The sequence below is a fragment of the Pseudarthrobacter sp. J47 genome (genome assembly GCF_049810315.1).
Classification (GTDB): Bacteria; Actinomycetota; Actinomycetes; order Actinomycetales; family Micrococcaceae; genus Arthrobacter.
Genome location: NZ_CP187358.1, coordinates 2123806 through 2147325, shown reverse-complemented (window position 1 = coordinate 2147325; position 23520 = coordinate 2123806). Strand labels below are relative to the sequence as shown.

Annotated in this window: 21 protein-coding genes and 2 pseudogenes; 16 read left to right on the top strand and 7 right to left on the bottom strand. The window is 64.6% G+C overall.

The genetic code is table 11. From position 1 onward, the window contains the following. The first annotated feature begins 92 nt into the window (after positions 1 to 92). Positions 93 to 656 (top strand): NUDIX hydrolase, encoded by a 564-nt coding sequence (locus ACPJW8_RS09755; RefSeq protein ID WP_330188428.1) that lies wholly within the window; start codon positions 93 to 95, stop codon positions 654 to 656. Here ACPJW8_RS09755 and ACPJW8_RS09750 read toward each other — a convergent pair. Then, positions 650 to 1321 (bottom strand): endonuclease/exonuclease/phosphatase family protein, encoded by a 672-nt coding sequence (locus ACPJW8_RS09750; RefSeq protein ID WP_330188427.1) that lies wholly within the window; start codon positions 1319 to 1321, stop codon positions 650 to 652. The genes ACPJW8_RS09755 and ACPJW8_RS09750 overlap by 7 nt on opposite strands. Positions 1322 to 1481: 160 nt before the next feature. On the opposite strand from ACPJW8_RS09750, the gene ACPJW8_RS09745 reads away from it, so the two are divergent. Both ACPJW8_RS09745 and ACPJW8_RS09740 read left to right on the top strand, forming a co-directional pair. Continuing rightward, the gene (locus ACPJW8_RS09745) at positions 1482 to 2285 is read left to right on the top strand and encodes a thioesterase family protein (RefSeq protein WP_330188426.1); all 804 of its coding nucleotides are present in this window, start codon (positions 1482 to 1484) and stop codon (positions 2283 to 2285) included. A gap of 5 nt (positions 2286 to 2290) precedes the next feature. Continuing rightward, positions 2291 to 3040, top strand: coding sequence for a lipoate--protein ligase family protein (locus ACPJW8_RS09740; RefSeq protein WP_330194294.1), 750 nt, complete (start codon positions 2291 to 2293; stop codon positions 3038 to 3040). Between the two features lie 6 nt (positions 3041 to 3046). On the opposite strand, the gene ACPJW8_RS09735 is transcribed toward ACPJW8_RS09740, so the two are convergent. The 3 genes from ACPJW8_RS09735 to ACPJW8_RS09725 all read right to left on the bottom strand — a co-directional run bounded on the left by ACPJW8_RS09735 (position 3047) and on the right by ACPJW8_RS09725 (position 5120). After that, entirely contained in the window at positions 3047 to 3694 is a 648-nt protein-coding gene (locus ACPJW8_RS09735; RefSeq protein WP_330188424.1) for an MBL fold metallo-hydrolase, read from the bottom strand. Continuing rightward, the gene (locus tag ACPJW8_RS09730; RefSeq protein ID WP_330188423.1) at positions 3691 to 4776 is read right to left on the bottom strand and encodes an S-(hydroxymethyl)mycothiol dehydrogenase; all 1086 of its coding nucleotides are present in this window, start codon (positions 4774 to 4776) and stop codon (positions 3691 to 3693) included. Before ACPJW8_RS09730 ends, ACPJW8_RS09735 begins: the two co-directional genes overlap by 4 nt. An 86-nt stretch (positions 4777 to 4862) precedes the next feature. Beyond that, positions 4863 to 5120, bottom strand: a complete 258-nt coding sequence (locus ACPJW8_RS09725) for a mycoredoxin (RefSeq protein WP_330188422.1) — start codon at positions 5118 to 5120, stop codon at positions 4863 to 4865. Positions 5121 to 5279: 159 nt separating this feature from the next. On the opposite strand from ACPJW8_RS09725, the gene ACPJW8_RS09720 reads away from it, so the two are divergent. Both ACPJW8_RS09720 and ACPJW8_RS09715 read left to right on the top strand, forming a co-directional pair. Then, positions 5280 to 6011, top strand: a complete 732-nt coding sequence (locus ACPJW8_RS09720; protein WP_425256472.1) for an SOS response-associated peptidase — start codon at positions 5280 to 5282, stop codon at positions 6009 to 6011. A gap of 52 nt (positions 6012 to 6063) precedes the next feature. After that, positions 6064 to 6384, top strand: coding sequence for a chorismate mutase (locus tag ACPJW8_RS09715; RefSeq protein WP_330188420.1), 321 nt, complete (start codon positions 6064 to 6066; stop codon positions 6382 to 6384). Between the two features lie 3 nt (positions 6385 to 6387). Here ACPJW8_RS09715 and ACPJW8_RS09710 read toward each other — a convergent pair whose 3' ends face one another. After that, on the bottom strand, positions 6388 to 6777 hold the full coding sequence (locus tag ACPJW8_RS09710; RefSeq protein WP_330188419.1) for a hypothetical protein: 390 nt from the start codon (positions 6775 to 6777) through the stop codon (positions 6388 to 6390). Between the two features lie 126 nt (positions 6778 to 6903). Here ACPJW8_RS09710 and ACPJW8_RS09705 point away from each other — a divergent pair, with 126 nt between their 5' ends. The 6 genes from ACPJW8_RS09705 to pdxS all read left to right on the top strand — a co-directional run bounded on the left by ACPJW8_RS09705 (position 6904) and on the right by pdxS (position 15108). Then, the gene (locus tag ACPJW8_RS09705; protein ID WP_330188418.1) at positions 6904 to 7251 is read left to right on the top strand and encodes a DUF6504 family protein; all 348 of its coding nucleotides are present in this window, start codon (positions 6904 to 6906) and stop codon (positions 7249 to 7251) included. After that, positions 7248 to 10739, top strand: coding sequence for a DNA polymerase III subunit alpha (locus ACPJW8_RS09700; protein WP_330188417.1), 3492 nt, complete (start codon positions 7248 to 7250; stop codon positions 10737 to 10739). The genes ACPJW8_RS09705 and ACPJW8_RS09700 overlap by 4 nt, the downstream gene beginning before the upstream one ends. A gap of 75 nt (positions 10740 to 10814) precedes the next feature. After that, a complete protein-coding gene (gene thrS / locus ACPJW8_RS09695) occupies positions 10815 to 12830 on the top strand; it encodes a threonine--tRNA ligase (RefSeq protein WP_330188416.1) in 2016 nt (671 codons plus the stop codon). A gap of 15 nt (positions 12831 to 12845) precedes the next feature. Next, positions 12846 to 13427 (top strand): HIT domain-containing protein, encoded by a 582-nt coding sequence (locus ACPJW8_RS09690; protein WP_330188415.1) that lies wholly within the window; start codon positions 12846 to 12848, stop codon positions 13425 to 13427. Beyond that, positions 13417 to 14046: a phosphatidylinositol phosphate synthase gene (pgsA, locus tag ACPJW8_RS09685; protein ID WP_330188414.1), complete on the top strand. Its 630-nt coding sequence runs from the start codon at positions 13417 to 13419 to the stop codon at positions 14044 to 14046. The genes ACPJW8_RS09690 and pgsA overlap by 11 nt, the downstream gene beginning before the upstream one ends. A gap of 135 nt (positions 14047 to 14181) precedes the next feature. Next, positions 14182 to 15108, top strand: a complete 927-nt coding sequence (gene pdxS / locus ACPJW8_RS09680) for a pyridoxal 5'-phosphate synthase lyase subunit PdxS (RefSeq protein ID WP_330188413.1) — start codon at positions 14182 to 14184, stop codon at positions 15106 to 15108. Positions 15109 to 15306: 198 nt separating this feature from the next. Here pdxS and ACPJW8_RS09675 read toward each other — a convergent pair. Then, positions 15307 to 17332: pseudogene (locus ACPJW8_RS09675) on the bottom strand (M3 family metallopeptidase). 172 nt (positions 17333 to 17504) lie between these two features. On the opposite strand from ACPJW8_RS09675, the gene ACPJW8_RS09670 reads away from it, so the two are divergent. Beyond that, positions 17505 to 18095, top strand: coding sequence for an NAD(P)-binding protein (locus ACPJW8_RS09670; RefSeq protein WP_425256317.1), 591 nt, complete (start codon positions 17505 to 17507; stop codon positions 18093 to 18095). Between the two features lie 39 nt (positions 18096 to 18134). Next, positions 18135 to 18575, top strand: coding sequence for an FAD-dependent monooxygenase (locus tag ACPJW8_RS09665; RefSeq protein WP_425256316.1), 441 nt, complete (start codon positions 18135 to 18137; stop codon positions 18573 to 18575). A gap of 25 nt (positions 18576 to 18600) precedes the next feature. Here the strand turns inward: ACPJW8_RS09665 and asnB are convergent, their stop codons facing one another. Further along, complete coding sequence (asnB, locus tag ACPJW8_RS09660) at positions 18601 to 21279, bottom strand: asparagine synthase (glutamine-hydrolyzing) (protein ID WP_425256315.1); 2679 nt, start codon at positions 21277 to 21279, stop codon at positions 18601 to 18603. A gap of 105 nt (positions 21280 to 21384) precedes the next feature. On the opposite strand from asnB, the pseudogene pdxT reads away from it, so the two are divergent. The 3 genes and pseudogenes from pdxT (at position 21385) to ruvC (ending at position 23445) form a co-directional block, all read left to right on the top strand. Beyond that, positions 21385 to 22076, top strand: a pseudogene (gene pdxT, locus ACPJW8_RS09655) (pyridoxal 5'-phosphate synthase glutaminase subunit PdxT). A gap of 3 nt (positions 22077 to 22079) precedes the next feature. Next, a complete protein-coding gene (locus ACPJW8_RS09650; RefSeq protein WP_330188408.1) occupies positions 22080 to 22835 on the top strand; it encodes a YebC/PmpR family DNA-binding transcriptional regulator in 756 nt (251 codons plus the stop codon). A 31-nt stretch (positions 22836 to 22866) separates the two neighbouring features. Next, on the top strand, positions 22867 to 23445 hold the full coding sequence (gene ruvC / locus ACPJW8_RS09645; RefSeq protein ID WP_330188407.1) for a crossover junction endodeoxyribonuclease RuvC: 579 nt from the start codon (positions 22867 to 22869) through the stop codon (positions 23443 to 23445). The last annotated feature ends 75 nt before the right edge of the window (positions 23446 to 23520 follow it).

The following is a 23520-nucleotide window of genomic DNA, read 5'->3' as shown; positions in this document are numbered from 1 at the left end:
GGGTGCCCGGGCCCATCTGCCAAGCCGGAGCGTAAAGCCGGAGTATTAACCGGTGCATCCGGTCCCCGGCCTCCTGCTGGCAGACTTGGGACATGGACCACAACGCTGCACCCGCACCAGACGCGCGCTCCGCTGGACCGCACCATGGCGAAGCCCTGGCTTCCCAGGCCCCGCCCAGCGTGACGAACCGGCCGCGCAACGCCGGTGATGCCTGGGTGGACGGCGTGCATGGCAGGTTCTGGGGCCGGTTCGGGGCCGCCGGGGTGCTCGCCTTCGATCCGGACAAGGGAGTCCTGCTCCAGCACCGGGCGGTATGGAGCCACTATGGCGGGACCTGGGGCCTGCCGGGCGGGGCCCTCCACGAAGACGAGGATGCCGTTACGGGGGCCCTGCGCGAGGCCGCGGAAGAAGCTGCAGTTCCGATGAACCAGGTTGACGTCCTGTTTACGTCAGTGGTGGATCTGGGCTACTGGTCCTACAGCACGGTGGTGGTCCTGGTCATCGAGCCCTTCGATCCGGTGATCAGCGATCCCGAAAGCATAGAGCTGCGCTGGATCCCTGTTGCAGAGGTAAGCCACATGGCACTCCACCCCGGCTTTGCCTCAGCGTGGGCCGGCCTGCGGGACCGGATGCTGGAACTGGCCGGCCGTCAGTAGCCGTATTCCGCTGTTACCAGGATGGGCAGGTGGTCCGACTTGCCGCGCGGCATGGTCTGCACGCTGGTGATGTTCAGGCCAAGGGACGTTGCGAAGTCGAAGTGGCCCTTGAAGAACTTGTAGCGCGTATAGGTCCGTTTGTCGCTCAGGGACAGCGCATAGCCGGAGTTTTCCATGTGCGTATGCAGCTTCTTCGTGAAGAACGGGTAGTTGAAATCGCCCACCATCAGGGTCATTAGGCCGCTGCCCATGGTCAGCAGTTCGGCATGTGCCGCGTGGATCTGTTTGCGGCGCAGGGAGTTCGACGCCGTCAGCGGGGCCGCGTGGAACGATCCGATGACCAGGTGGTGATCCGTCTCGTTGTCCACCACCCGCGTTCCGATCAGGCGTTCATGGGCGGGGGCCAATACCCTGTCGTGGAAGGACTTCTGCAGCGCAAAGGATTGGGTGCTGACAGCCGTGAACCGGTCCTCCCGGTAATAGATGGCCAGGCCCAGCCGGTTCGTTTTGGTGGTATCCGCCAGTTTCAGCGGGCCCAGGGTGGCGGGAAGGTCTCCGGAATCGCACTCCTGCAGGCACATGGCATCCGCACCGAATTCGGTGGCCAGATGCAGCAGTTCACCGCTGGCTTTGTGCTTGCGGAGGTTGTAGCTGATGACTCGCATAGTGGAACCACGTCCTCCAAGGTCGCCGGCACGGTCAGGCAACGAGTCTACCCATATGGAAAGTCAGGCACGTGACATGCAACGCTTTCATGAAGTACTGCGGCGGCAAGGGATAAGGTGAATTCCAGATTCCACGATGCCACCGAAAGGGCCGTTTCCGTTGACTGCTGATCTGCCGGACCTCGCCGAAGGCGATTTCTACTACCGGTCCCTGGGTGGTGGCCGCTACCGCTCCACAATCCACGCCCAGGGTGCCTGGAACGAGCACGAACAGCACATGGCTCCGGCCTCCGGAATCATGGCCCACGCCCTGGAGAACTTTGCACCGCGTCCGGAACTGCGGATGGCCAGGCTGAGCTACGAGATCCTGGGCCTGATTCCCGGTGGCGAATTCGAGGTCACCACCACCATGCTGCGTCCTGGAAAAACCATCGAGCTGGTCCAGGCGGAACTCACCGCCAACGGCCGCACGGCCATTCGGGCCACCGCGTGGCGGATGGTCACCTCGGACACCTCGGAGGTGGCCGCCGTCGAGGATCCGCAGATCCCCGGACCCCACGACTGCAAACCCTTCGACGCCGTCAGCCTTTGGCCCGGGGGTTACATCCGCTCGCTCGAGTTCAGGGTGGCTGACGGGCACCGGCCGGGCGCGGGTACTGTCTGGCTGACTACACCGCATCCTCTGACGGACCTGGAAACGCCCAGCGAAACGGCCAGGCTGATCGGCCTGGTGGACACCGCCAATGGCATCGCCACCCGCGTGCCTCCGGGCAAAGGCAGCTACGCGTTCCCCAACCTGGACCTGCAGATCCACATGTACCGCAAGCCGGCGGGGGAGTGGCTGGGGCTGGAGAACAAAGTCTCCTTCGGTGCCGACGGCATCGGGCTGACCTCCACGGTGCTGCATGACCTCCAAGGACCGTTCGGCCGTGCCGAACAGATCCTGACGCTGCGGCGGAGCTGAACCGGATGACCGTGACTGAGCCTGCAGGATTCCGGCAGCCCGGGGCGCGTCCCGTCCTGACCGTGGTGAAACAGCAGGAAACGCTGGGGGCCGCGGCGGACCTAGACCATGCCCTGGAACTTCTGGCCCAGGCCAAGGAGGGCACGATCGGGCCCACCCTGAGGCTGTACCGCCCCGAGCCCACCGTGGCCTTCGGCCAGCGTGATGCAAAACTTCCCGGCTTCGACACTGCTGCGCAGGCCTGCCGCCGGCTGGGGTTCGAACCGCTGGTCCGCAAAGCCGGCGGCCGGGCAGCGGCCTATCACCGCGGAACCCTGGTGGTGGACCATATTGAACCGGCAGCGGACGCCATTGCCGCCGTCAAGACCCGCTTCGGGCTGTTCGGGGACCTGCTGGCCGGGGCGCTGCAGCAGGCCGGGGTGCACGCCGCCGTCGGCGAGATCCCGGGCGAGTACTGCCCCGGCGAGTTTAGCGTTCACGGCGTTGACCCTGTGGACCCGGCGCACAGGATCAAGCTGATTGGCACGGCCCAGCGCGTTGTTGCGGGCGCCTGGCTGTTCAGTTCGGTGATTGTGGTGGAAGACTCCGCCCCCATCCGGGAGGTCCTGACCCAAAGCTATGCGGCCCTGGGGCTCGACTGGGATCCGGCCACGGCGGGAGCGGCGAACGACCTGGTGCCCGGTGTGGACGTAGGCATCGTTGAACAGGCCGTCATCGATGCCTACGCCGCACATTCGCAGCTGGAATTCGCCTAGGAATCCCTAATGGCCACGGGCAATCCACTCGGCCAGGTGCGGACCTTCGGCGCCCACCGAGGTGGAATCGCCGTGGCCCGTGCGGACCACCGTTTCCTCCGGAAGCGTCAGCAGGCGGTCCCGGATGGAATCGATGATCGTGGGGAAGTCGCTGTAGGAACGGCCCGTGGCGCCTGGACCGCCATTGAACAGGGTGTCTCCCGTGAACACCGTCCCCAGGCCCGGCGCAAACAGGGACACTGAACCCGGTGAATGCCCCGGCGTGTGCAGCGCGGTGAGGGTGGTGCCGGCAACCGCGAAAGTATCGCCGTCGTTAATGGTGCCGTCCGGCTCGGTGTCCGGGTACACGCTGTCCCAGAGCATGCGGTCCGCGGTGTGCAGCAGGACGGGCGCGCCGGTGAGCTCCCGCAGTTCCACCACCGCGCGGATGTGGTCGTCATGGCCATGCGTGAGCAGGATGGCCACCAGCTTGCGGCCGCCCACCGCCGCTGCCACCGCTGCGGCGTCGTGTGCGGGGTCGATCACCAGGCATTCGTCGTCATTGCCCACGATCCAGACGTTGTTGTCCACATCCCAGGTTCCGCCGTCGAGCGAAAACGTCCCGGAGGTGACCAGGTGCTCGATACGGGCTCCGGTGCCCTTCGCCGCCGTCACAGTTCCACCACCGAACGCAGAACGGTGCCGGCATGCATTTTTTCGAACGCCTCTTCCACTTGGTCGATGGTGATGCGTTCGGTAACGAAGGCGTCCAGATCCAGCCGGCCCTGGCGGTACAGGCTGATCAGCATGGGGAAGTCCCGGGATGGGAGACAGTCACCATACCAGGAGGATTTCAGTGATCCGCCGCGGCCAAAGACGTCCAGCAATGGCAGCTCCAGGGTCATCTCCGGGGTGGGAACACCCACCAGGACCACCGTGCCGGCGAGGTCGCGGGCGTAGAAGGCCTGCTTGTACGTTTCGGGGCGTCCGACGGCGTCAATCACCACGTCTGCGCCGAACCCGCCGGTCAGTGCCCGGATGCTTTCCGCGGGATCGACGGCGGAGGAGTCAACGGTGTGGGTGGCGCCGAGGGCAACCGCGTTCTCGAGCTTTTTGGGATCGATGTCCACGGCGATGATGGTGGTGGCGCCTGCCAGGGCGGCACCGGCAATCGCGGCCACGCCCACGCCGCCGCAACCGATCACGGCAACCGAGTCGCCACGCTTGACTCCGCCGGTGTTGATGGCTGCCCCCAGGCCGGCCATTACCCCGCAGCCGAGGAGGCCTACGGCCGCGGCGTCTGCCTCAGGGTCCACCTTGGTGCACTGTCCGGCCGCCACCAGGGTCTTTTCGATGAATGCGCCGATGCCCAGCGCGGGGGAGAGCTCCGTGCCGTCCTCCAGGGTCATCTTCTGCGTGGCGTTGTGGGTGTTGAAGCAGTACTGCGCCTCGCCACGGCTGCAGGCCCGGCATTCACCGCAGACGGCGCGCCAGTTCAGGACCACGCGGTCGCCGGGGGCAACGTTGGTCACGTTCGGTCCCACGGCGCTGACCACGCCGGTGGCTTCATGGCCCAGAAGGAACGGGAAGTCGTCGCTGATGCCGCCGAGCTTGTAATGCAGGTCGGTGTGGCAGACGCCGCTGGTGAGCACGTCCACCAGAGCTTCGCCGGGGCCGGGTTCGGGAACCAGGATGGTTTCCAGCGTGACGGGGGCGCCCTTGCTCAGTGCAACAACACCTTTGACTTTATGGACCACGGAAGGCTCCTCGAGGACAGAGAGACAGATCAGGGCCGGGAGATGCCCGGCCCTGATCTGTCTATCACATTGCTCCGGCGGCCTGCCTATACGGCCAGTCGGCTCTTGACTTCTGCCGCTGAGGGGTTGGTTGCTGCCGTTCCGTCCGGGAAGAGGACGGTGGGGACGGTGCGGTTGCCGCCGTTGAGCTGCTCCACCAGTTCTGCCGTGCCCTCCACTTGTTCGATGTTGATCTCCGTGTAACCGATGCCCTGGGCGTCCAGCTGCTTCTTCAGGCGGTTGCAGTAGCCGCACCAGGTGGTGGAAAACATGGTGATGGTGCCGGTTTCAGGGGTGAAGTCCACGAAATTTCTCCTAAGCGATGGGTTCTCGAGTGTCTCAACGGTAACCCGCAGGCGAAGTATTCCCGGCGCGGATGACATTGCCGGCGCGGATGACATTGCCGGCGCGGATGACACTGCCGGCGGCGGTGGCATGCTGGTGCCATGTGTGGACGCTACGTGATGGCCCGGGCAGTAGGAGACCTGCTGGCGGAGTTCGATGCCCAGCTGGAGGAGGACCTGGAGGTTCCGCCGTCGTGGAATGTGGCGCCCACTGACCCGGTGCCCATTGTCCTGGAACGGTTGATCGACGGCGGCACCGTACGCCAGCTGCACGTTGCCCGTTGGGGGCTGGTCCCGTCGTGGGCCAAGGACCCGCGCATTGGCTCCAGCATGATCAACGCCCGCAGCGAGACGGTACTGGAGAAGCCGGCGTTCCGGAAAGCCATCAAAAGCAGGCGCTGCGCCGTTCCTGCTGACGGCTACTACGAATGGAAGCAGGGAACCGGCAAAGCCAAGCAGCCCTACTACGTCCATCCGGGGGAGGGGCGCGGGCTGGTCTTTGCCGGACTGTATGAGTGGTGGAAGGGCCCGTCCAAGGCTGAGGGGGGACCGGGGCGGTGGATGCTCTCGACGTCGTTCCTCACCACTGATACGCCGCCGCCGGGTTCAGAATCCACGGTGTTTGGAAAGCTCACCGAACTCCATGACCGCGTGCCGCTGCCCATGGGCAAAGAGGCCATGGAGGCGTGGCTTGATCCGGAAGTGGACGACGCCGCGGCCCTGGTGGACCTTGTCCGTTCCGGAGTGAAGGACGTCGCTGCTGATTGGCGCGTCGATTCGGTGGGTCCCGCCGTCGGAAATGTCCGCAATAACGGACCGGAACTGATCCAGCCGGTTGAGGCACTGTTCTAGCGGGCGCCGTAAACTGTTCGACTCTGCGGGGGCGCGTGGGTAGTGTCGAGTGATGGCAACTATTCAGGGAAACGACAGGGACGCATCAGCCGACAGGGAACAGCTCGCCGCAGTCCGCGTGGCTGTTGATGAAGTGGATGAGCAGATTGTCACGCTGATTGCCCGCCGTGAGAGGCTGATCCGCATCGCAGGCACCCTCAAGGGCGATGACGCCGAGGTCCGTGCACCCGGCCGGGTGGAGCGCATCATTGAGCACGTCAGGGAAGCCGCGGAAAAGAAGGACATCGATCCGGACATCGTGGAGCGGACCTACAGGGAAATGATCTCCGGGTTCATCGAACTGGAGATGAAGGTCCACAAGGGAAACGGCTGAGTCCTAGAGCGCTTCCTCCACCGGAACGCCGGATTGGAACTCCCTGCCGTCAGCCTCGCTGAAAGCTGATATGACATGGCCCTTGCCCAGTCCGTGGATGGCGTCGAGGGGAAAATTCCCGGTAATGGTGGTGCCCGAGTGGGTCACCCCGCCCAGGTCGTAGTTTTCCTCCGTGCCCTGTTCATGGTTGAACGAGTAGAAGGCAATGGCCTCCCCGTTCATGAATTCAATGCCCAGCCGTCTTTGCGAGGAGTAGTCGGGACTGGCTGCCACAAGCCCTACAACGTAGGCGCCCGATCCGGGGATGTTGCCATCCACGTCGAAGCGGGCAACCAGGCTGGAACCGTTGGCCTCGATGCTGACCTTTTTCAGGAGTGCGTCATGGGTGCTCATGGGACCATCCTGCTCCCCGCCGTGGTGTCCGTCCACCCCATGTAGTTTTTGTCCGGGGCCGGGCGTAGACTTTTGGATATTCGAATATATGTTCGAGTATCCAAGACAACAGTTCCGGGAGGTGCCATGGGCATGTTCAGCGAGTCGGTAGACGTCGACTGCACCACTGCCGGGCAGCCGCTGCGGCTCCGGTGGGCAGGCCGGGAGTACACACTGTGTGCCGATCCGGTGCGCTGGTATGAGCGGCGCCAATGGTGGGCGGAGGAAAGCCGGGCACCCCTGGGCTCCGGCCCCGGCCTGGTGGACCATGAAATCTGGCGGGTCCAGGTCCGGGAGGACCTGCCTGCGGGAAAAAAACCCGCACCCCACCCCGAAATGCAGGAGAGCCTCACCCTTGACCTGGTGCGGCATGCGGCCAGCGGACGCTGGCGCCTGCTGCGTATCCATGACGCCCTTCGTCCCCAAAGCGCATGACCTTCACCCATCTGCACGTCTCCACCGCTTTCAGTGCCCACTACGGCGTGTCCTGGCCTGACGAACTTGCCCAGGCAGCCGCCTCGGAAGGGGCCACGGCGCTCGCCTGCACGGACCGGGACGGCCTCTACGGCACGGTCAAACACCTCAAGGCCTGCATGTCCGCCGGCATAGACCCCATCGTGGGGGTGGACCTGGCGGTTTTTGACGACGACGGCGACCTCCGCACCCAGACCTCCGGCAGGGTGGTGGTGCTCGCCCACGGAAACAACAACGGGGCCGGGTACCGGGCGCTGTGCCGGCTGGTCTCGGATGCCCACGCCCGCACCTCCGGAAAAGCCGGCGGGGCCATCCCGGTGGCCGTCACCCGCACGGAACTCGCCTCGCGGGTTTTGGACCCCACTACCTTGAAGCCTGTCCTGACAGTACTGCTGGGACCCGATTCCGACGTCGGACGTGCCATGGGAGGGCGCCGGTACCTCCGCCCCCGCACCCTGTTCAAACGGTGGATGGACGCCATGCCGCCGCGCACGCTGGTTGCCGAGGTGGTCTCGCAGCTCAGCGCACCCGGGCAGCCCATGAGCACCGCCCAGGCCGTGCGCATGCTCAGGCTGGCCGAGGAACACCACGTTCCAGCGGTACTGAGCAACGCTGTCCGCTACTGCGCGGAGGACGGCGCAGCCACCGCGGACGTCCTGGATTCGGCCCGCACCCTCAAATCACTGCCGGAACTCTCCACCGAACCGGTCCTCGCGCCCAACGGCCAGGCCTGGCTCAAGCCTCCGGCGCTGATGCGCGAACTCTGCAGGGAAATCATTTCCGCTGCCGGATACGGTGCCGCTGACCTCAAGCAGATCCTGGCCCAGACAGAGGCGCTCGCGGACCGTTGCCGGATGGACCCGGTGACGGACATGGGCTGGAAGCAGCCGGTGGTGCCGGAAGCTTCGGTCATCGGCATCAGCCAGGAACCCTTTGTGGAGCTGGGGCAGCGGTGCGAGGCCGGAATCGGCAGGAGGTTCCCCGGTATATCGGGCAAGGCCCATGAGCAGATGCGCCACCGGCTGGACCATGAGCTGGGGATCATCCGAAACCTTGGTTTTTCCTCCTATTTCCTGACGGTGGCCGAGGTCGCCCGGATGATCCAGGACATGGGGGTCCGGGCTGCGGCACGTGGCTCGGGTGCTTCCAGCCTGGTCAATTACCTGATCGATGTCAGCCACGTGAACCCGCTGCAGCATGACCTCATCTTTGAGCGCTTCCTTTCCAGGGACCGCGCCACGCTGCCGGATATCGATATAGACGTTGAAAGCGCCGAACGGCACAACGTGTACCGGCGGATCTTTGAGCGGTTCGGTTCGGAACGGGTCACCCTGATGAGCATGCAGAACGGCTACCGCGCCCGGGGTGCCGTCCGGGACGCCGGGATGGCCCTGGGAATGGATGACGGCGACGTCGGCCAGATCGCCAAGCAGCTGTGGCGGTTTTCGGCGCGGAACTTCCGGGAAGCGCTCGTGGAAAAACCTGAGCTGCGGGAGTTCGCCGGCCGGGTGGAACAACGGGATTACAGCGAAAACCAGCAGCTTGACATGCTGGTGGACCTGACGGAACGGCTGGACCGGCTGCCCCGGCACATTTCCATGCACCCCTGCGGAGTGATCCTGGGCGATGCCACCCTGCTGGACCGCACGCCCGTCCAGCCCAGCGGGCTTGGCCTGCCCATGAGTCAGTTTGATAAGCACGACATGGATCCCATGGGGATGCTCAAGCTGGACGTCCTGGGCGTAAGGATGCAAAGCGCCATGGCTTTCGCCGTGCGGGAAGTGATCCGCATCCACTCGGGGAAGGCGGAGGTGGTGGCGGCTGGCCGGCATCCCACCGGCCAGGACGGCAGCGGCCCGGACTACATCGCGGAGGACGGCCGCATAGACCTCAACGCCGTGCCGCTGGATGACGAGCCCACTTATGAGCTGATCCGCAGTACCCATACGTTGGGCTGCTTCCAGATTGAATCGCCCGGGCAGCGTGAACTGGTGGGAAAAATGGCGCCGCGGGAGTTCAACGATCTCATCATCGACATCTCGCTGTTCAGGCCCGGCCCCATGAAATCGGACATGGTGCGGCCGTTCCTGGAGCACCGGCATGGTTTCGCGCCGGAGGTTTATCCGCACCCTGACCTGAAGCCTGCCCTGCAGGAAACCCACGGCGTGACGGTGTTCCATGAGCAGATCCTGAGGATTTTCGACACCATGACAGGCTGCGGATTTGCCCGGGCGGACGAATTCCGGCGGGCGCTGGGCAACGGGGAGCAGGAATGGAAGGTGGAGAAGTTCTTCCGGGAAACCGCCCATGCCAGGAAGTACTCCCCGGACGTGGTGGACAAGGTCTGGGACACCCTGAAGGCGTTCGGCAGTTTTGGTTTCTGCAAGGCCCACGGTGCTGCCTTCGCCGTACCCACCTACCAGTCGGCCTGGCTGAAGGCCCATCATCCGGAAGCCTTCCTGGCCGGACTCTGGGAGCACGATCCCGGAATGTACCCCAAGCGGCTCCTCGTGGCGGAAGCCCGCAGGATGGGGATTCCCATCCTGCCGCTGGACATCAACCGCAGCCAGGCCGAGTACCGGGTGGAACGCGTTGAAGACGGACCGGACCGCGGCAAGCTGGGGATCAGGTTGAGCCTGAACGGGATCTTTGGGCTGTCCGGAGCTGAACTCAAGCGGATCGTCGCCGGCCAGCCCTATGACTCCCTGGCAGACCTCCGGGCACGGGCGCGGATTACCAAGCCCAGTATCCGCAGGCTGGCCCAGTTGGGTGCCTTTGATTCGCTGCACCGCGGATCCGGCGGGGAAGCCAACCGGGCAGACCTCATCGCGCATCTGCAGAACCTCCAAACCAGCACCGGCAGCAGCCGCAAGGGCACCGAAGTGGTGGAAGGCCAGCTGTCTTTGCCGCTGGGGGATGTGGAGTTGCGCAACATCAAGCCGGGCCTGCCCGCGCCCACGCTGGTGGATACGGTCCGGGCGGAGCTGGACCTGATGGCCCTTGATGCCAGCGGCCACCTGATGGAGAGCCACCGCCCGCTGCTGGACAAGCTCGGAGTCACCACCGCGGACAAACTGCTGGCGTTGCGCAACGGTACCGAGGTGCTGGTTGCCGGAGTCCGCGTTGCCACCCAGACGCCCCCCATGCGGGGTGGCAGGCGTGTGGTGTTCATCAGTATCGACGACGGCACGGGCTGCGTGGATTCGGTGTTCTTCCATGAGGCGCAGGAGCAGGCCGGACCCTTGCTGTTCGGTACCCGGATGCTGCTGATCCGGGGGACCACCCGGCGTACCGGGCCGCGTGGCATCAGCCTCAGCGCGTCCATGGCCTGGGACCTCAGCAGGGTGGAGACGCTCCCGTTCAAGGGCCAGGCGCCTTCTGGCCCTGACGTCCCGCACCCGCTCGATGGCATCAGCCGGAACCTGGCAATTACGGGCCTGGGCGGTTGATAGCATGGACGATGGCTGGCTGTGGTCCCCGTACGCCACAAGCTATGAAGCCTCACCATTGAATAGGAGACACCCGTGTCAGATGCCCAGCAGATCACCCTTATCGTCGATGGCGAAGAGACCAAGGTGACTACCGGGACAACCGGGGCGGAACTCTTTTTCGAACGCCGCGACGTTGTGGTTGCCCGGGTTAACGGGGAACTGAAGGACCTGGACCAGGAACTGCCCGAAGGCGCCGACGTCGAAGGCGTCACCATCGATTCCCCTGATGGCCTGAACGTCCTCCGCCACTCCACTGCCCACGTGATGGCACAGGCCGTGCAGCAGTTGCGCCCCGATGCCAAGCTGGGAATCGGCCCGTACATCACTGACGGCTTCTACTTCGACTTCGACGTCGCCGAGCCGTTTACTCCGGAGGACCTCAAGACCCTGGAAAAGATGATGCTCAAGATCATCAACCAGAACCAGAAGTTCGTCCGCCGGGTGGTTTCCGAGGACGAAGCCCGTGAGGCCATGAAGAATGAGCCCTACAAGCTCGAACTCCTGGGCAAGAAGAACGATGCCGACGCCGTCGACGCCGGTGAAGGAGTCAGCGTCGAGGTCGGCGCCGGGGACATCACCATTTACGACAACGTTGACCGCAAGAGCGGCGAATCGGTCTGGTGCGATCTTTGCCGCGGCCCGCACCTGCCCAACACCAAGCTCATCTCCAACGCGTTCGCACTGACCCGTTCCTCCGCCGCGTACTGGCTGGGCAACCAGAAGAACCAGCAGCTGCAGCGTATCTACGGAACGGCGTGGCCCACCAAGGATGCCCTGAAGGCATACCAGGAACGCATTGCCGAGGCCGAGCGCCGCGACCACCGCAAGCTCGGCGCCGAACTGGACCTGTTCTCCTTCCCGGATGAACTGGGCTCGGGCCTGCCGGTGTTCCATCCCAAGGGCGGCATCATCCGCAAGGAAATGGAAGACTACTCGCGCCGCCGGCACGTTGAGGCCGGATACGAGTTCGTCTACACCCCGCACATCACCAAGGGCCACCTGTACGAGGTCTCCGGCCACCTGGACTGGTACAAGGACGGCATGTTCCCGGCCATGCACGTTGACGCGGAGCTGAACGAGGACGGCACGGTGCGCAAGCCCGGCCAGGACTACTACCTGAAGCCGATGAACTGCCCCATGCACAACCTGATCTTCCGTTCCCGCGGACGGTCCTACCGCGAACTGCCGCTGCGGCTCTTCGAATTCGGCTCCGTGTACCGGTACGAGAAATCCGGTGTGGTGCACGGCCTCACGCGCGTTCGTGGCATGACACAGGACGACGCCCACATCTACTGCACCCGTGAGCAGATGAAGGACGAGCTCACCAGCACCCTGAAGTTTGTCCTGGACCTGCTCAAGGATTACGGCCTGGACGATTTCTACCTGGAGCTGTCCACCAAGGATCCCGAAAAGTACGTTGGGGACGACGCCGCCTGGGAAGAGGCCACCAGGACACTCGCCGAGGTGGCGCAGGAGTCGGGCCTCGAGCTGGTCCCGGATCCGGGTGGAGCTGCCTTCTACGGTCCCAAGATCTCCGTCCAGGCCAAGGACGCGCTTGGCCGCACCTGGCAGATGTCCACCATCCAGCTGGACTTCAACCTCCCTGAGCGGTTTGAACTGGAGTTCCAGGCAGCTGACGGTACCCGCCAGCGTCCCGTGATGATCCACCGCGCCCTCTTCGGTTCCGTGGAGCGCTTTATGGGCGTCCTGACCGAGCACTACGCCGGTGCCTTCCCGGCCTGGCTGGCTCCCGTCCAGGTGGTGGGCATTCCGGTTGCGGAAGCCTTCAACGAATACATGTTCGACGTCGTTGACCAGCTCAAGGCCGCCGGTATCCGTGCAGAGGTGGATATTTCCTCCGACCGCTTCCCGAAGAAGATCCGGACCGCCAGCAAGGACAAGATCCCCTTCGTCCTCATTGCCGGCGGCGAGGATGCCGAGGCAGGCGCCGTGTCCTTCCGCTTCCGTGACGGCAGCCAGGACAACGGCGTGCCCGTCGCCGAAGCTGTCCAGCGGATCAGCGACGCCGTCCGTAACCGCACGAGCTAACGAACGGACAGATACGTGCAGGAGAACGCAGGGTACGCCGGGGATCCCGGCGTCACCGACGACTTTGAACTCGCCGGTGTGCCGGATGCCTTCCAGCGCCTGTGGACTCCGCACCGGATGGCCTACATCAAGGGCGGCCAGTCACAGTTCCAGAACAAGGACGACTGCCCCTTTTGTGTCGGGCCCACCCGGAGCGATGAGGAAGCCCTGATCGTGCACCGCGGCAGCACCTGCTATGTGGTGCTGAACCTGTTCCCGTACAACCCGGGGCATCTGCTGGTCTGCCCTTACCGCCACGTGCCGGACTACACGGATCTCACCGCTGAAGAGACCATGGAGTTTGCCATGCTGACGCAGACCGCCATGCGGGTGCTGCGCAAGGTTTCCAATCCCGGCGGCTTTAATCTGGGGATGAACCAGGGTGTGGTGGGCGGCGCCGGAATCGCCGCCCACCTCCACCAGCACGTTGTGCCGCGCTGGGGAGGGGACGGGAACTTCTTCCCGATCATCGCGCAGACCAAGGCCATCACGCAGACGCTGGACGAAGTCCGCCTCCAGGTGGCGCAGGCATGGCCCGGGGACGCGGATGCTGAATAGGCACGCAAGGGGATTTTTTACGTCCCTGTTTACGCCCCTGGCCAGGTGGCTGCTGCGGATTGGCGTATCGCCTGACGCGGTGACGATTGCCGGCACTGCCGGCGTGATTGTCGGCGCCCTGGTGTTCTATCCTCAGGGCCAGCTGTGGTGGGGAACCTTGTTCATCACGGCCTTCATCTTCTCCGATGTCATTGACGGCATTATGGCCAGGCTCTCCAACGGCGGCGGGAAGTGGGGCAACTTCCTCGATTCCACCCTTGACCGCCTCGCGGACGGCGCCTTGTTCGCCGGCGTCGCCATCTGGTTTTTTACCGGCGGCGCAGACCGTCCCATTGCCATCGCGGCCCTGCTCTGCCTGGTCCTGGGCATGGTGGTTTCCTACGTGCGGGCCAAAGCGGAGTCGCTCGGTTTTGACGCGAACGTGGGCATCGCCGAGCGTGCGGAGCGGCTGGTCTCGGTCCTGGTTGTTACAGGTTTTACAGGCCTGGGCCTGCCCCCCGTGGTGCTTCTGGTGACGCTGGTCCTGCTGGCCGTGGCAAGCCTGGTAACGGTGGTGCAGCGGATGCGGGCTGTCCGGCGCCAGTACCTTGGCAATACCGGCGTGGTTCCGGAAACATAATTCAGCGCTGACCCGGCTGGGGACTAGTATTAGTGGTGTCCGATCACGTGATCCGGCACACCCGCGGGTCCATCGCAGGCAGTGACTGCCGCCCGTAACCCGCTGACGATTATCTAGCTACCCATAGGGGTTTTTGTGTCTACACCAGATGTAAGCAACGAAGCCGGCGTGCCCGCCGCAAGCGTAACGGGCAGCAGCCGTGTCAAGCGCGGCATGGCGGAGATGCTCAAGGGCGGCGTCATCATGGACGTCGTTAACGTCGAGCAGGCCCGCATCGCCGAAGATGCCGGTGCCGTGGCCGTGATGGCCCTGGAACGCGTTCCCGCGGACATCCGTGCGCAGGGCGGCGTTTCCCGGATGTCGGATCCGGACATGATCGACAAAATCATCGATGCCGTGTCCGTTCCAGTTATGGCCAAGGCCCGAATCGGCCACTTCGTCGAGGCCCAGGTCCTGCAGTCCCTCGGCGTGGACTACATTGACGAGTCCGAGGTCCTCACCCCGGCTGACTACATCAACCACATCGACAAGTGGAACTTCACCGTCCCCTTCGTCTGTGGTGCCACCAACCTCGGTGAGGCGCTGCGCCGCATCAACGAGGGCGCGGCCATGATCCGCTCCAAGGGCGAGGCCGGCACGGGAGATGTCTCCAACGCCACGGGCCACATGCGCAAGATCCGTGCGGAGATCGCGAAGCTCGCAGCCCTGCCCGAGGACGAACTCTACGTTGCGGCCAAGGAACTGCAGGCCCCGTACGAGCTGGTCAAGGAAATCGCTTCCACCGGCAAGCTTCCCGTGGTGCTGTTCACCGCCGGCGGCATCGCCACCCCGGCTGACGCCGCCATGATGATGCAGCTCGGCGCAGACGGCGTGTTCGTCGGTTCCGGCATCTTCAAGTCCGGCAACCCGGCCGAACGTGCTGCCGCCGTCGTGAAGGCCACCACCTTCTACGACGACCCGGACGTCATCGCCAAGGTCTCCCGCGGCCTCGGCGAAGCCATGGTGGGCATCAACGTCGACGAGATCCCGCAGCCGCACCGCCTGGCCGAGCGCGGCTGGTAACGTTTCGGCCCGGCATACCGCGATCCTCTGCGTGCTATCCCCGCGCTCTGTGAGCAGCTAAGTTTGTGCTCCGGGCGCGGGGCCCCTTTACGCACGCTGCCGGATTGCGGCACGCCTCCTGGCTTTATTCGCGACGGCGGGCGTCCACTTTGGTGGGCGCCCGCCGTCGTCGGTGGTTGAGATTGTCGAAACCCCCTGTTACTCCAGGCCGCGGCGCTTGAGCAGCGGTTCCAGTTTGGCGTCGCGGCCGCGGAAAGCCCGGAAGGACTCCAGTGGATCGCGGCTGTTGCCCCGCGACAGGAGCTCCTGGCGGAAGCGTTCACCGTTCCCGCGGGTGAGGCCGCCGTTCTCCGTGAACCAGTCCACGGTATCCGCGTCCAGGACCTCACTCCAGATGTAGGAGTAGTACCCGGCAGAGTAGCCGTCGCCGGCGAAGATGTGCTGGAAGTATCCGGTCCTGTACCGCGGCGGGATCAGCTGGTGGGCCACTCCGGACGCCGCCAGCGCCTTTTCCTCGAACTCCAGGGCATCCTCTGGAATGCGGTCCCCGCTAAGCCCATGCCAGGCAAGATCGAGCAGCGCAGCTCCCAGGTATTCGGTGGTGGCAAAACCCTCGCCCCACAAGCGGGACTCTTCCAGGCGGTCCAGGACTTCCTGGGGAAGCGCCTCGCCGCTCTGGTAGTGGCGGGCATAGTTCTTCAACACCTCAGGCCACAGCATCCACATTTCGTTGACCTGGGACGGGTACTCGACAAAATCGCGGGGCACGGCAGTTCCGGAGAACCGCGGGTAGGTGACGTTGGAGAGCAGCCCGTGGAGGGCGTGGCCGAATTCGTGGAAAACGGTGCGCACCTCATCCATCGTCAACAGCGTGGGTTCGCTCAGCGGCGGTTTGGAGATATTGAGCGTATTGATGACCACCGGCTTCGTTCCCAGGAACGTTGACTGCTCCACGAGTGAATTCATCCAGGCGCCGCCACGTTTTGTGTCCCTGGTGTAGTAATCGCCCAGGAAGAGGCCCAGCCCGCTGCCATCGGCGTCGAAGACCTCCCAGACGCGGACGTCCGGGTGATACCCCACGAGGTCGCCACGCACCCGGAACGTCAGCCCATAAAGCTTGTTCGCGGCGAAGAAGACGCCGTCCGTCAACACGCGGTCCAGCTCAAAGTACGGCCGCAGGGCCTGCTCATCCACTGCGTAGCGTTCACGGCGTACCTTGCTGGAGTAGAACGCCCAATCCCACGCTTCCAAAGGATGCCCGGCGGTTTCCGCGAGGGCGGCTGCCTCGGCATCCGCGTTGCGTACCGCGGGGGGAGCCAGACGGTTCAGCATGCTCTCGACGGCGGCGAAGTCCGGCGCCGTCTGCCGCTCCACCACCAGTTCTGCATACGTGGCGAAACCGAGCAGGTCCGCCTTCGCCGCACGCAGCCTTGCCATGGAAAGCACCAGCTCACGGACGTCGAGCGAACTGCCGTCGGTGCCACGGGCTACGGACGCTTCGTAGAGGCGCCGCCGCAGGTCCCGGTTCTCCAGGGACGCCATGGCGGCCTGGTTGCTCGGCTGGATCAGGGTGAGCAGGTACTTCCCTTCGTGGCCGGCCGCCCGGGCGGCTTCGGCTGCACCTGCAATGTCGTCTTCAGGCAGCCCCGTGAGCTCCCCGGCGTTGTCCACCAGGATCGCCGCAGTCTTCATGGCTTCCTTGGTCCGTTGGCCAAACTCCGTGCCCAGCCGGGAGAGCTCCGCGTTCAGCCCCCGGAGCCGCTCCTGCCCTTCAGTGTCCAGGTGGATCCCGGCCTGCCGGAATGCCCGCAGGTATTCCTCCACCAGCCGGGCGGACTCGGAGTCCAGCCCCGTCGTGTCAATCGCGGCGAAACGCGCATGCAGGGCCTTGTTCAGGTAAATAGCATCCTGGTGGGCCGTGAGCTTGGGCATCAGCGCGGTTTCGAGTTCGCGGATGGCATCGCTTGCATCGGCAGAAACCAAGGTGAAGAACGCGTTGCAGGCCCGTTCCAGGATCCCTCCGGAGCGTTCCATGGCCGCTGCGGTGTTCTCAAAGCCTGCCGGTTCCGGAGCAGAGACGATGGCATCGATTTCGGCCAGCTGGGCCGCCAGTCCTGCGTCGATCGCTTCGGCGTAGTGGGTCCCGGTGATCGCGTGCGAAGGGCGGCAGTTGAAACGGAAGCCGGCTGGGTTCAAGGAGGGGATTGCTGCTGGAAGATGTCATGAAGCAACCCTTTCCACCAGTGAGTCGCAGGTCACAACCGTTCGGCCAAGGGCGAAAGCGCGGATGTGCGAGAATTGCCCTAATGGGGGGAAGGACCTTGTGCGGTGAAGAACCTGTGCAGGGATGAATCCAGCGGGGAAGATCGTGCTCCGGAAACCCGGGAAGGACAGCCATGAGGGTCGCGGTTCTCGGTGCCGGAATCGCCGGGCTCACAACAGCGGCCGGCCTCGCCAGGGCAGGGGCCGGCGTCGAGGTCTTCGAACGCGGGCCACGCGATGCCGTACCCGGCGCCGGGATCTCGCTTTTCCCCAACTCAAGGGCCGCCATGCGAACCCTTGGCTTCCAGGAGGGATACGACCAACTGCCCTACGGGCCCCGCGCCGGAACACGGACCGTCATGGCGCCGGCCCAACGGCCGGGTAGTTTTCGCCGCGCCGCAATGGGCGCGGCCGCAGGTGCGGCTGTTCCACCGGAACGATCTGCGCGAATTTCTGCTGGAATGCTGCCGGGATGTTCCGATCCACTGGGACACCGCCGTGACCGTGACGGACGACGGCGGTCCGAGCGGCAGCGCGGGAATCACCACGGCAGATGGCAGAGTGAGCTCCTGGGACCTGGTGATCGCGGCGGACGGATTACGGAGCATCACCAGGGATTTCCTCGGGCTGGACCCCGGGCTGCGGTACGCCGGATACGCGGCCTGGCGCGGGGTGACGGGTGGTCCGGCGGACACCGGCGGCATGGCAGGCGAAGATTGGGGTAACCGCCAGCGTTTCGGAACAGTGCCCTTGGCCGATGGCAGGTGTACTGGTTCGCGGTCACCAGCGTGGAGGCAGGCAGGAGCGCGGCCAGCGACGGGCTGGCCACCGAGAAAGAGGCCGCCGCCCGTGAATTTGCCGGCTGGTATCCGGCGGCACGGTCCCTGATTGCCCAAACCGATGAGAGCGAAGTGTTGCGCCACGATCTGTACGATCTCGCAAAGCCACTCAAGGCGTTTCATCGCGGCCGGGTGGCGCTTGCCGGCGACTCGGCGCATGCCATGACACCGGACCTGGGGCAGGGTGCAGGCTGTGGCCTGGAAGACGCCGCGGCCCTGGCCGCATTGCTGCGGCCAGGGCCGGATGGTGACGTCGACGTCGTCGGGGTCCTTGAGCGGTACTCGCACCTCCGGGCGCCAAAAGCGGCCAGGCTGCTGCGCGCCTCCCGGTTCATGGGCCGGGTGGCGCAGCGCCAATGGAAGTAGCGGGCCCCAGCCGCGGGTGAGCGCCCTAGTTCTGTTTGAACACGATGGACATCGGGGTGGCCTGTGCGCCCTGGCCCTGCGGATTGTCCTTGAACATGGCCTGCACTGTTTCCTTCGCCAGCCCGGTGTCGTGGCCCATGGCCACTACGCCGAGGTCGTTGGCGTCCATGATGGCCGTACCCGCGAAGGTCGAGGCATATTCAGCCGGAACGGTGGCCCGGATGAGTGCGCTGATCCGGCGGGCAACGGCTTCGGGGTCCTTGGGGGCCAGCTTCACGGAGTTCGCTGAGGAACCCAGGCTGTAGGGCGTCGCGCCGTCGATGGCGTTGATGTTGTTGCCCACGACGTCGTAGAACACGCCGCTCTTGCCCTGCAGTTTGCCCACCACGCTGGCAGCCGCAGCCTTGACGATCAGCGGCAGGCCCACCTCGTTGATGGCGATCTGCATGGACCAGGGGCTGCCCAGGCCGATGCCGGCGGGCGTGCGCATGACGAACTTGCTGAGCACCCGGGCAGCGGGGGAGACCTTGATCTCCCAGACGGGGAAGGAGCGTCCCTGGGTGATGGCCACGATTTTCTCGCTGACCAGGAGGTACCAGGGAGTATCGGCGACGGCGGCCCGGGTGTCATCGTCCGCGGACGGGAGTCCGTCGAAGAACCGCTTCACGTAGCCGGCCACTTCCGGATCCAGCTCGGTCTCGCGGGTGAAAACGCCCGTCTGGATGGGGTAGCGGCGGAAGGTTTCGCCGCCTGCTTCGGCGGGGACCGTGATGTCCAGCTGCTTGCCCGGGTTGGGCTCGTAATCGCTCTTGTTCAGCTTGACGTCGGCGGGCGCCTCGTTGCGGTCGATGAACTCCCGGAACCACAGTTCAACGTTGAGCAGGCGCCAGAAAACCATGGTGTCGGCGTCGTTTTTTTTCCCGTTCAGGTACTCCTCGAACGCCGTCAGGACGGCTTCGCGGTTCCAGTAGGGACGCTCGGCGAAGGAGTTGGACATAAAGACCTGGTAGATCCGCTCCTTCATCAGCGCGAACCATTCGGCTTCGGGCGTGGTGAAGCCGATCTTGTTGCGGCGGTTGCTGATCTTCTCCGGCAACAGGCCGCGGGTGGCGTCGCGCAGGATGCGCTTGTTCCAGCCACCCTTGATGATGGCTTCATCCGAGAGGCTGAACAGGAACTTGACCACTTCCTTGTCCAGGAACGGCACGCGGCCTTCCAGGGAGAAGCGCATGGTGTTCTTATCCTCGTACCGCAGCAGCGAGGGCAGGGACTTGTGGAAGAGGTCATCGATCAGCCGGAGCTTCATGTTGTCCGGGATGTTGCTGAACTTCTCGCCGCGGTGCGTACCCGCGAAGTCCTTCTTCAGCAGGGATGCCATGGTGACGGTCTTCTTGGCCGTCAGCTTGGAACGCAGCCGGAAGCGGCCCAGGCGGTAGAAGATGTCCAGCGACTGCCCGGCCTCGCGGACCAGGGTCTTGTAGTCGCCCTTGGCCTTGAGCTGGCGGAGGTACGCGAAGTAGTAAGGGATGTAGCCGGCCATCATTTCGTCAGCGCCCTGGCCGTCAAGCAGTACCGTGACGTGCTTGGAGGCTTCCTTCATCACGCAGTATTGCGCATACGGTCCCGAGGAGATGATGGGCTCCTCCATGGTCCGGACGAAGTCCTCGAGGTCCTCGGCAAAGCCTTCCGGGGTGGGGAGGATCTTGTGCGCCTCGATGTTGCCCTTGCACTTGGCAATGGCGGCGTCGGCGTAGTGTTCCTCGTCGTTGATCGAATTGGGGAAGACTGCGCTGAAGGTGTTCTGCTTTGCACCAAGTGACTCGGTGGCAGCAGCGTTTTCCTGCATCAGCTTATTGATGGTGACCACGACGGCGGACGAGTCCAGCCCGCCGGACAGCGCCGAACCAACGGGTACTTCGGATTTCAGCCGGAGCCGGACGGCTTCCGTGAACCGCTGACGGTATTCCTCGGTGACCTCTGGAGTGTAGGGCCGGTTGACGCTGGAGAGTTCCGTCAGCTCTTCACGGAGGCGGGTGAATGCGGAAATGGTGTACTGCCCGGTGGCGTTGTTGATTTCCATCATTTCGCCGGGAAGGAGCTTGGAGACGCCGTCGAAGAAGGTCTCCGCCGAATCGTCATGGATCCGGTACTGCAGGTAGCGGTAGAGGATGCGCTCATTGGCTTTGCGATCGATCTTGCCGCTTTCCAGCAAGGGCCGGACCTCGGAAGCGAACATGATCTTCGGGGCATCGGCGGTTCCGGCGTTGGCCCAGTACAGCGGCTTGATGCCGAAGTGGTCGCGGGCCAGGACCAGGACATCGCGCTTCTTGTCCAGGATCGCGAAGCCGAACATGCCATTGAAGCGGTCGAAAGCTTCGGTGCCCCACTCTTCGTAGGACTGCAGGACGACCTCGGTGTCCGACTGGGTCCGGAACGTGCGTCCCAGGGCCTCGAGCTCGGCACGGAGTTCAAGGTAGTTGTAGACCTCGCCGTTGTAGACCAGGACGGTATCGCCATCGGCGCTGATCATCGGCTCCTGGCCATGGGCCACATCGATGATGGACAGCCGGCGGTGGGCCAGGCCGGTGTTGCCCTCGGTGAAGTAACCCTCGCCGTCGGGGCCGCGGTGCTCAATGCACGCGTTCATTGCCTTAAGCAGGACTTCGTCTTCTCCAAAACCGTGGTATCCGGCGATTCCGCACATACTGCTACCTCTTCAATCGTCCTTCGAGTCCCGGTCAATACTACTTGGCATGTCCTGCCGGGGGTCCGGATGCAGCCCGCGCGCCGGTGCCCCTAGACTGTCACAGTGCAGAATCAGCAAGCTTCCTCCCCGCTCGTGGGCGTCCTGGCCCTGCAGGGGGACGTCCGTGAACACCTCCATGCCATCGAATCCGCCGGGGGCCGGGCAACCGGAATCCGCCGCCCGTCCGAGCTCGACGCCGTCGACGCCCTGGTGATTCCCGGAGGCGAGTCCACCACCATGGACAAACTGGCCCGGATGTTCGACCTGGCGGAGCCCATCCGGAAACGGATCGCAGAAGGCATGCCGGTGTACGGCTCCTGCGCGGGAATGATCCTGCTGGCTGATGAAATCGCCGATCCCGCCACGGACCTCAAGGGCAGCCCGCAGCAGACGTTCGGGGGCCTGGACATCACGGTACGGCGGAACGCCTTCGGCAGGCAGCGCGAATCCTTCGAAACCAGCCTGGATTTCAAGGGCCTGGACTTCAGCGCGGGCGAATCCGGGGTGGACCCCGTCCATGCCGTGTTCATCCGGGCGCCGTGGGTGGAACGGGTGGGGCCCGACGTCGAAATCCTGGCGCAGGTGGAGCCGGCGGATCCTGAGCACGCATCCCACGCAGCGGCCCTGCCCGGGACCGCTAGAATTGTTGCAGTGCGTTCCGGCCAGCTGTTGGCCACCTCCTTCCACCCGGAAGTGACTGGGGAGAAGCGCGCATACATGAACTTTTTATCCGAATGATCAGAGGAGAAGCGTAAAGCATGTCAGGCCACTCCAAATGGGCGACGACCAAGCACAAGAAGGCCATCCTCGATAGCCGGCGTGCCAAATCGTTCGCCAAGCTGATCAAGAACATCGAAGTCGCCGCGCGTATGGGCGGTCCGGACCTCGCAGGCAACCCCAGCCTTGAACTGGCTGTCACCAAGGCGAAGAAGACCTCGGTTCCCGCGGACAACATTGACCGCGCCATCAAGCGTGGCGCCGGCCTGACCGGCGAAGTGGTCGATTACACGGAGATTATGTACGAGGCCCGCGGACCGCAGGGTTCGGCCCTGTTGATCGAATGCCTCACGGACAACAAAAACCGTGCAGCGTCCGAGGTCCGGCTGGCGATTTCCCGCAACGGCGGCACCATCGCAGATCCCGGATCCGTCAGCTACCTCTTCACCCGCAAGGGTGTTGTGAACCTGCCCAAGAACGGCCTGAGCGAGGACGACATCCTGATGGCCGTCCTGGACGCCGGCGCCGAAGAGGTCAAGGACAACGGCGAGAACTGGGAAATCCACTCCGAGCCCACGGACCTCCCCGCCATCCGCGACGCCCTGACCGAAGCCGGCATTGAGTACGAGACCGACGAAGTCGAGTTTGTCCCGTCCATGCAGGTGGAGCTCGACGTCGACGGCGCACGCAAGTTCCTCAAGCTCGCTGATGCGCTGGAAGAGCTCGACGACGTCCAGAACGTTTACAGCAATGCCGACCTCAGCGATGAAGTCCAGGCAGCCCTGGAAGCTGAGTGAGCCTCCCGGCTTTTCAGGCTGAGGCCCGGAATTGACTCTCAGGGTACTGGGGGTTGATCCGGGCCTCACCCGTTGCGGCATCGGCGTGGTCGACGTCGAGCGGAACCGCCGCGCCACCCTGGTGGCGGTGGGAGTCGTTGGCACCTCGCCGGATAACCCATTGGACCAGCGGCTGCTGGTCATTGCCGAGGCCATCGATGAATGGCTGGACCGCTACGAACCGGAAGTGCTCGCCGTCGAACGCGTTTTTTCGCAGTTGAACGTGAGCACTGTGATGGGTGTTGCGCAGGCCTCCGGTGTGGTGATCGCCGCCGCTGCGCGCCGCGGCATCCCGGTGGCGCTGCACACGCCCTCCGAAGTGAAGGCGGCAGTAACCGGCAGCGGTTCCTCCAACAAGGAAGCGGTGACCAAGCTGGTCACGAAGATTCTCCGCCTGGACGCGGCGCCCCGGCCGGCGGATGCAGCAGATGCCCTGGCGTTGGCGATTACGCATGCGTGGCGCGCAGGCAGTGGCGCCGCGGTCGCCACAACCGGGCCCGGCAGCCAGTCCCTGACCCCTGCCCAGCGGGCATGGGCCGAAGCGGAAGCCAAGGCGCGCCGCGGCCGCTGAATAGGCCTGGGCCGCGGCGCCCTTTGTTACGCTGTTCGTAGATATGTTCGGATAACCGGTCCGGCGCCATTCAGT

Coding starts and splice junctions, on each gene's coding strand:
- ACPJW8_RS09755 (WP_330188428.1), top strand. CDS start 93: ATGGACCACAACGCTGCACCCGCACCAGACGCGCGCTCCGCTGGACCG.
- ACPJW8_RS09750 (WP_330188427.1), bottom strand. CDS start 1,321: ATGCGAGTCATCAGCTACAACCTCCGCAAGCACAAAGCCAGCGGTGAA.
- ACPJW8_RS09740 (WP_330194294.1), top strand. CDS start 2,291: ATGACCGTGACTGAGCCTGCAGGATTCCGGCAGCCCGGGGCGCGTCCC.
- ACPJW8_RS09720 (WP_425256472.1), top strand. CDS start 5,280: ATGGCCCGGGCAGTAGGAGACCTGCTGGCGGAGTTCGATGCCCAGCTG.
- ACPJW8_RS09715 (WP_330188420.1), top strand. CDS start 6,064: ATGGCAACTATTCAGGGAAACGACAGGGACGCATCAGCCGACAGGGAA.
- ACPJW8_RS09710 (WP_330188419.1), bottom strand. CDS start 6,777: ATGAGCACCCATGACGCACTCCTGAAAAAGGTCAGCATCGAGGCCAAC.
- ACPJW8_RS09705 (WP_330188418.1), top strand. CDS start 6,904: ATGGGCATGTTCAGCGAGTCGGTAGACGTCGACTGCACCACTGCCGGG.
- ACPJW8_RS09700 (WP_330188417.1), top strand. CDS start 7,248: ATGACCTTCACCCATCTGCACGTCTCCACCGCTTTCAGTGCCCACTAC.
- pgsA (WP_330188414.1), top strand. CDS start 13,417: ATGCTGAATAGGCACGCAAGGGGATTTTTTACGTCCCTGTTTACGCCC.
- ACPJW8_RS09670 (WP_425256317.1), top strand. CDS start 17,505: ATGAGGGTCGCGGTTCTCGGTGCCGGAATCGCCGGGCTCACAACAGCG.
- asnB (WP_425256315.1), bottom strand. CDS start 21,279: ATGTGCGGAATCGCCGGATACCACGGTTTTGGAGAAGACGAAGTCCTG.
- ACPJW8_RS09650 (WP_330188408.1), top strand. CDS start 22,080: ATGTCAGGCCACTCCAAATGGGCGACGACCAAGCACAAGAAGGCCATC.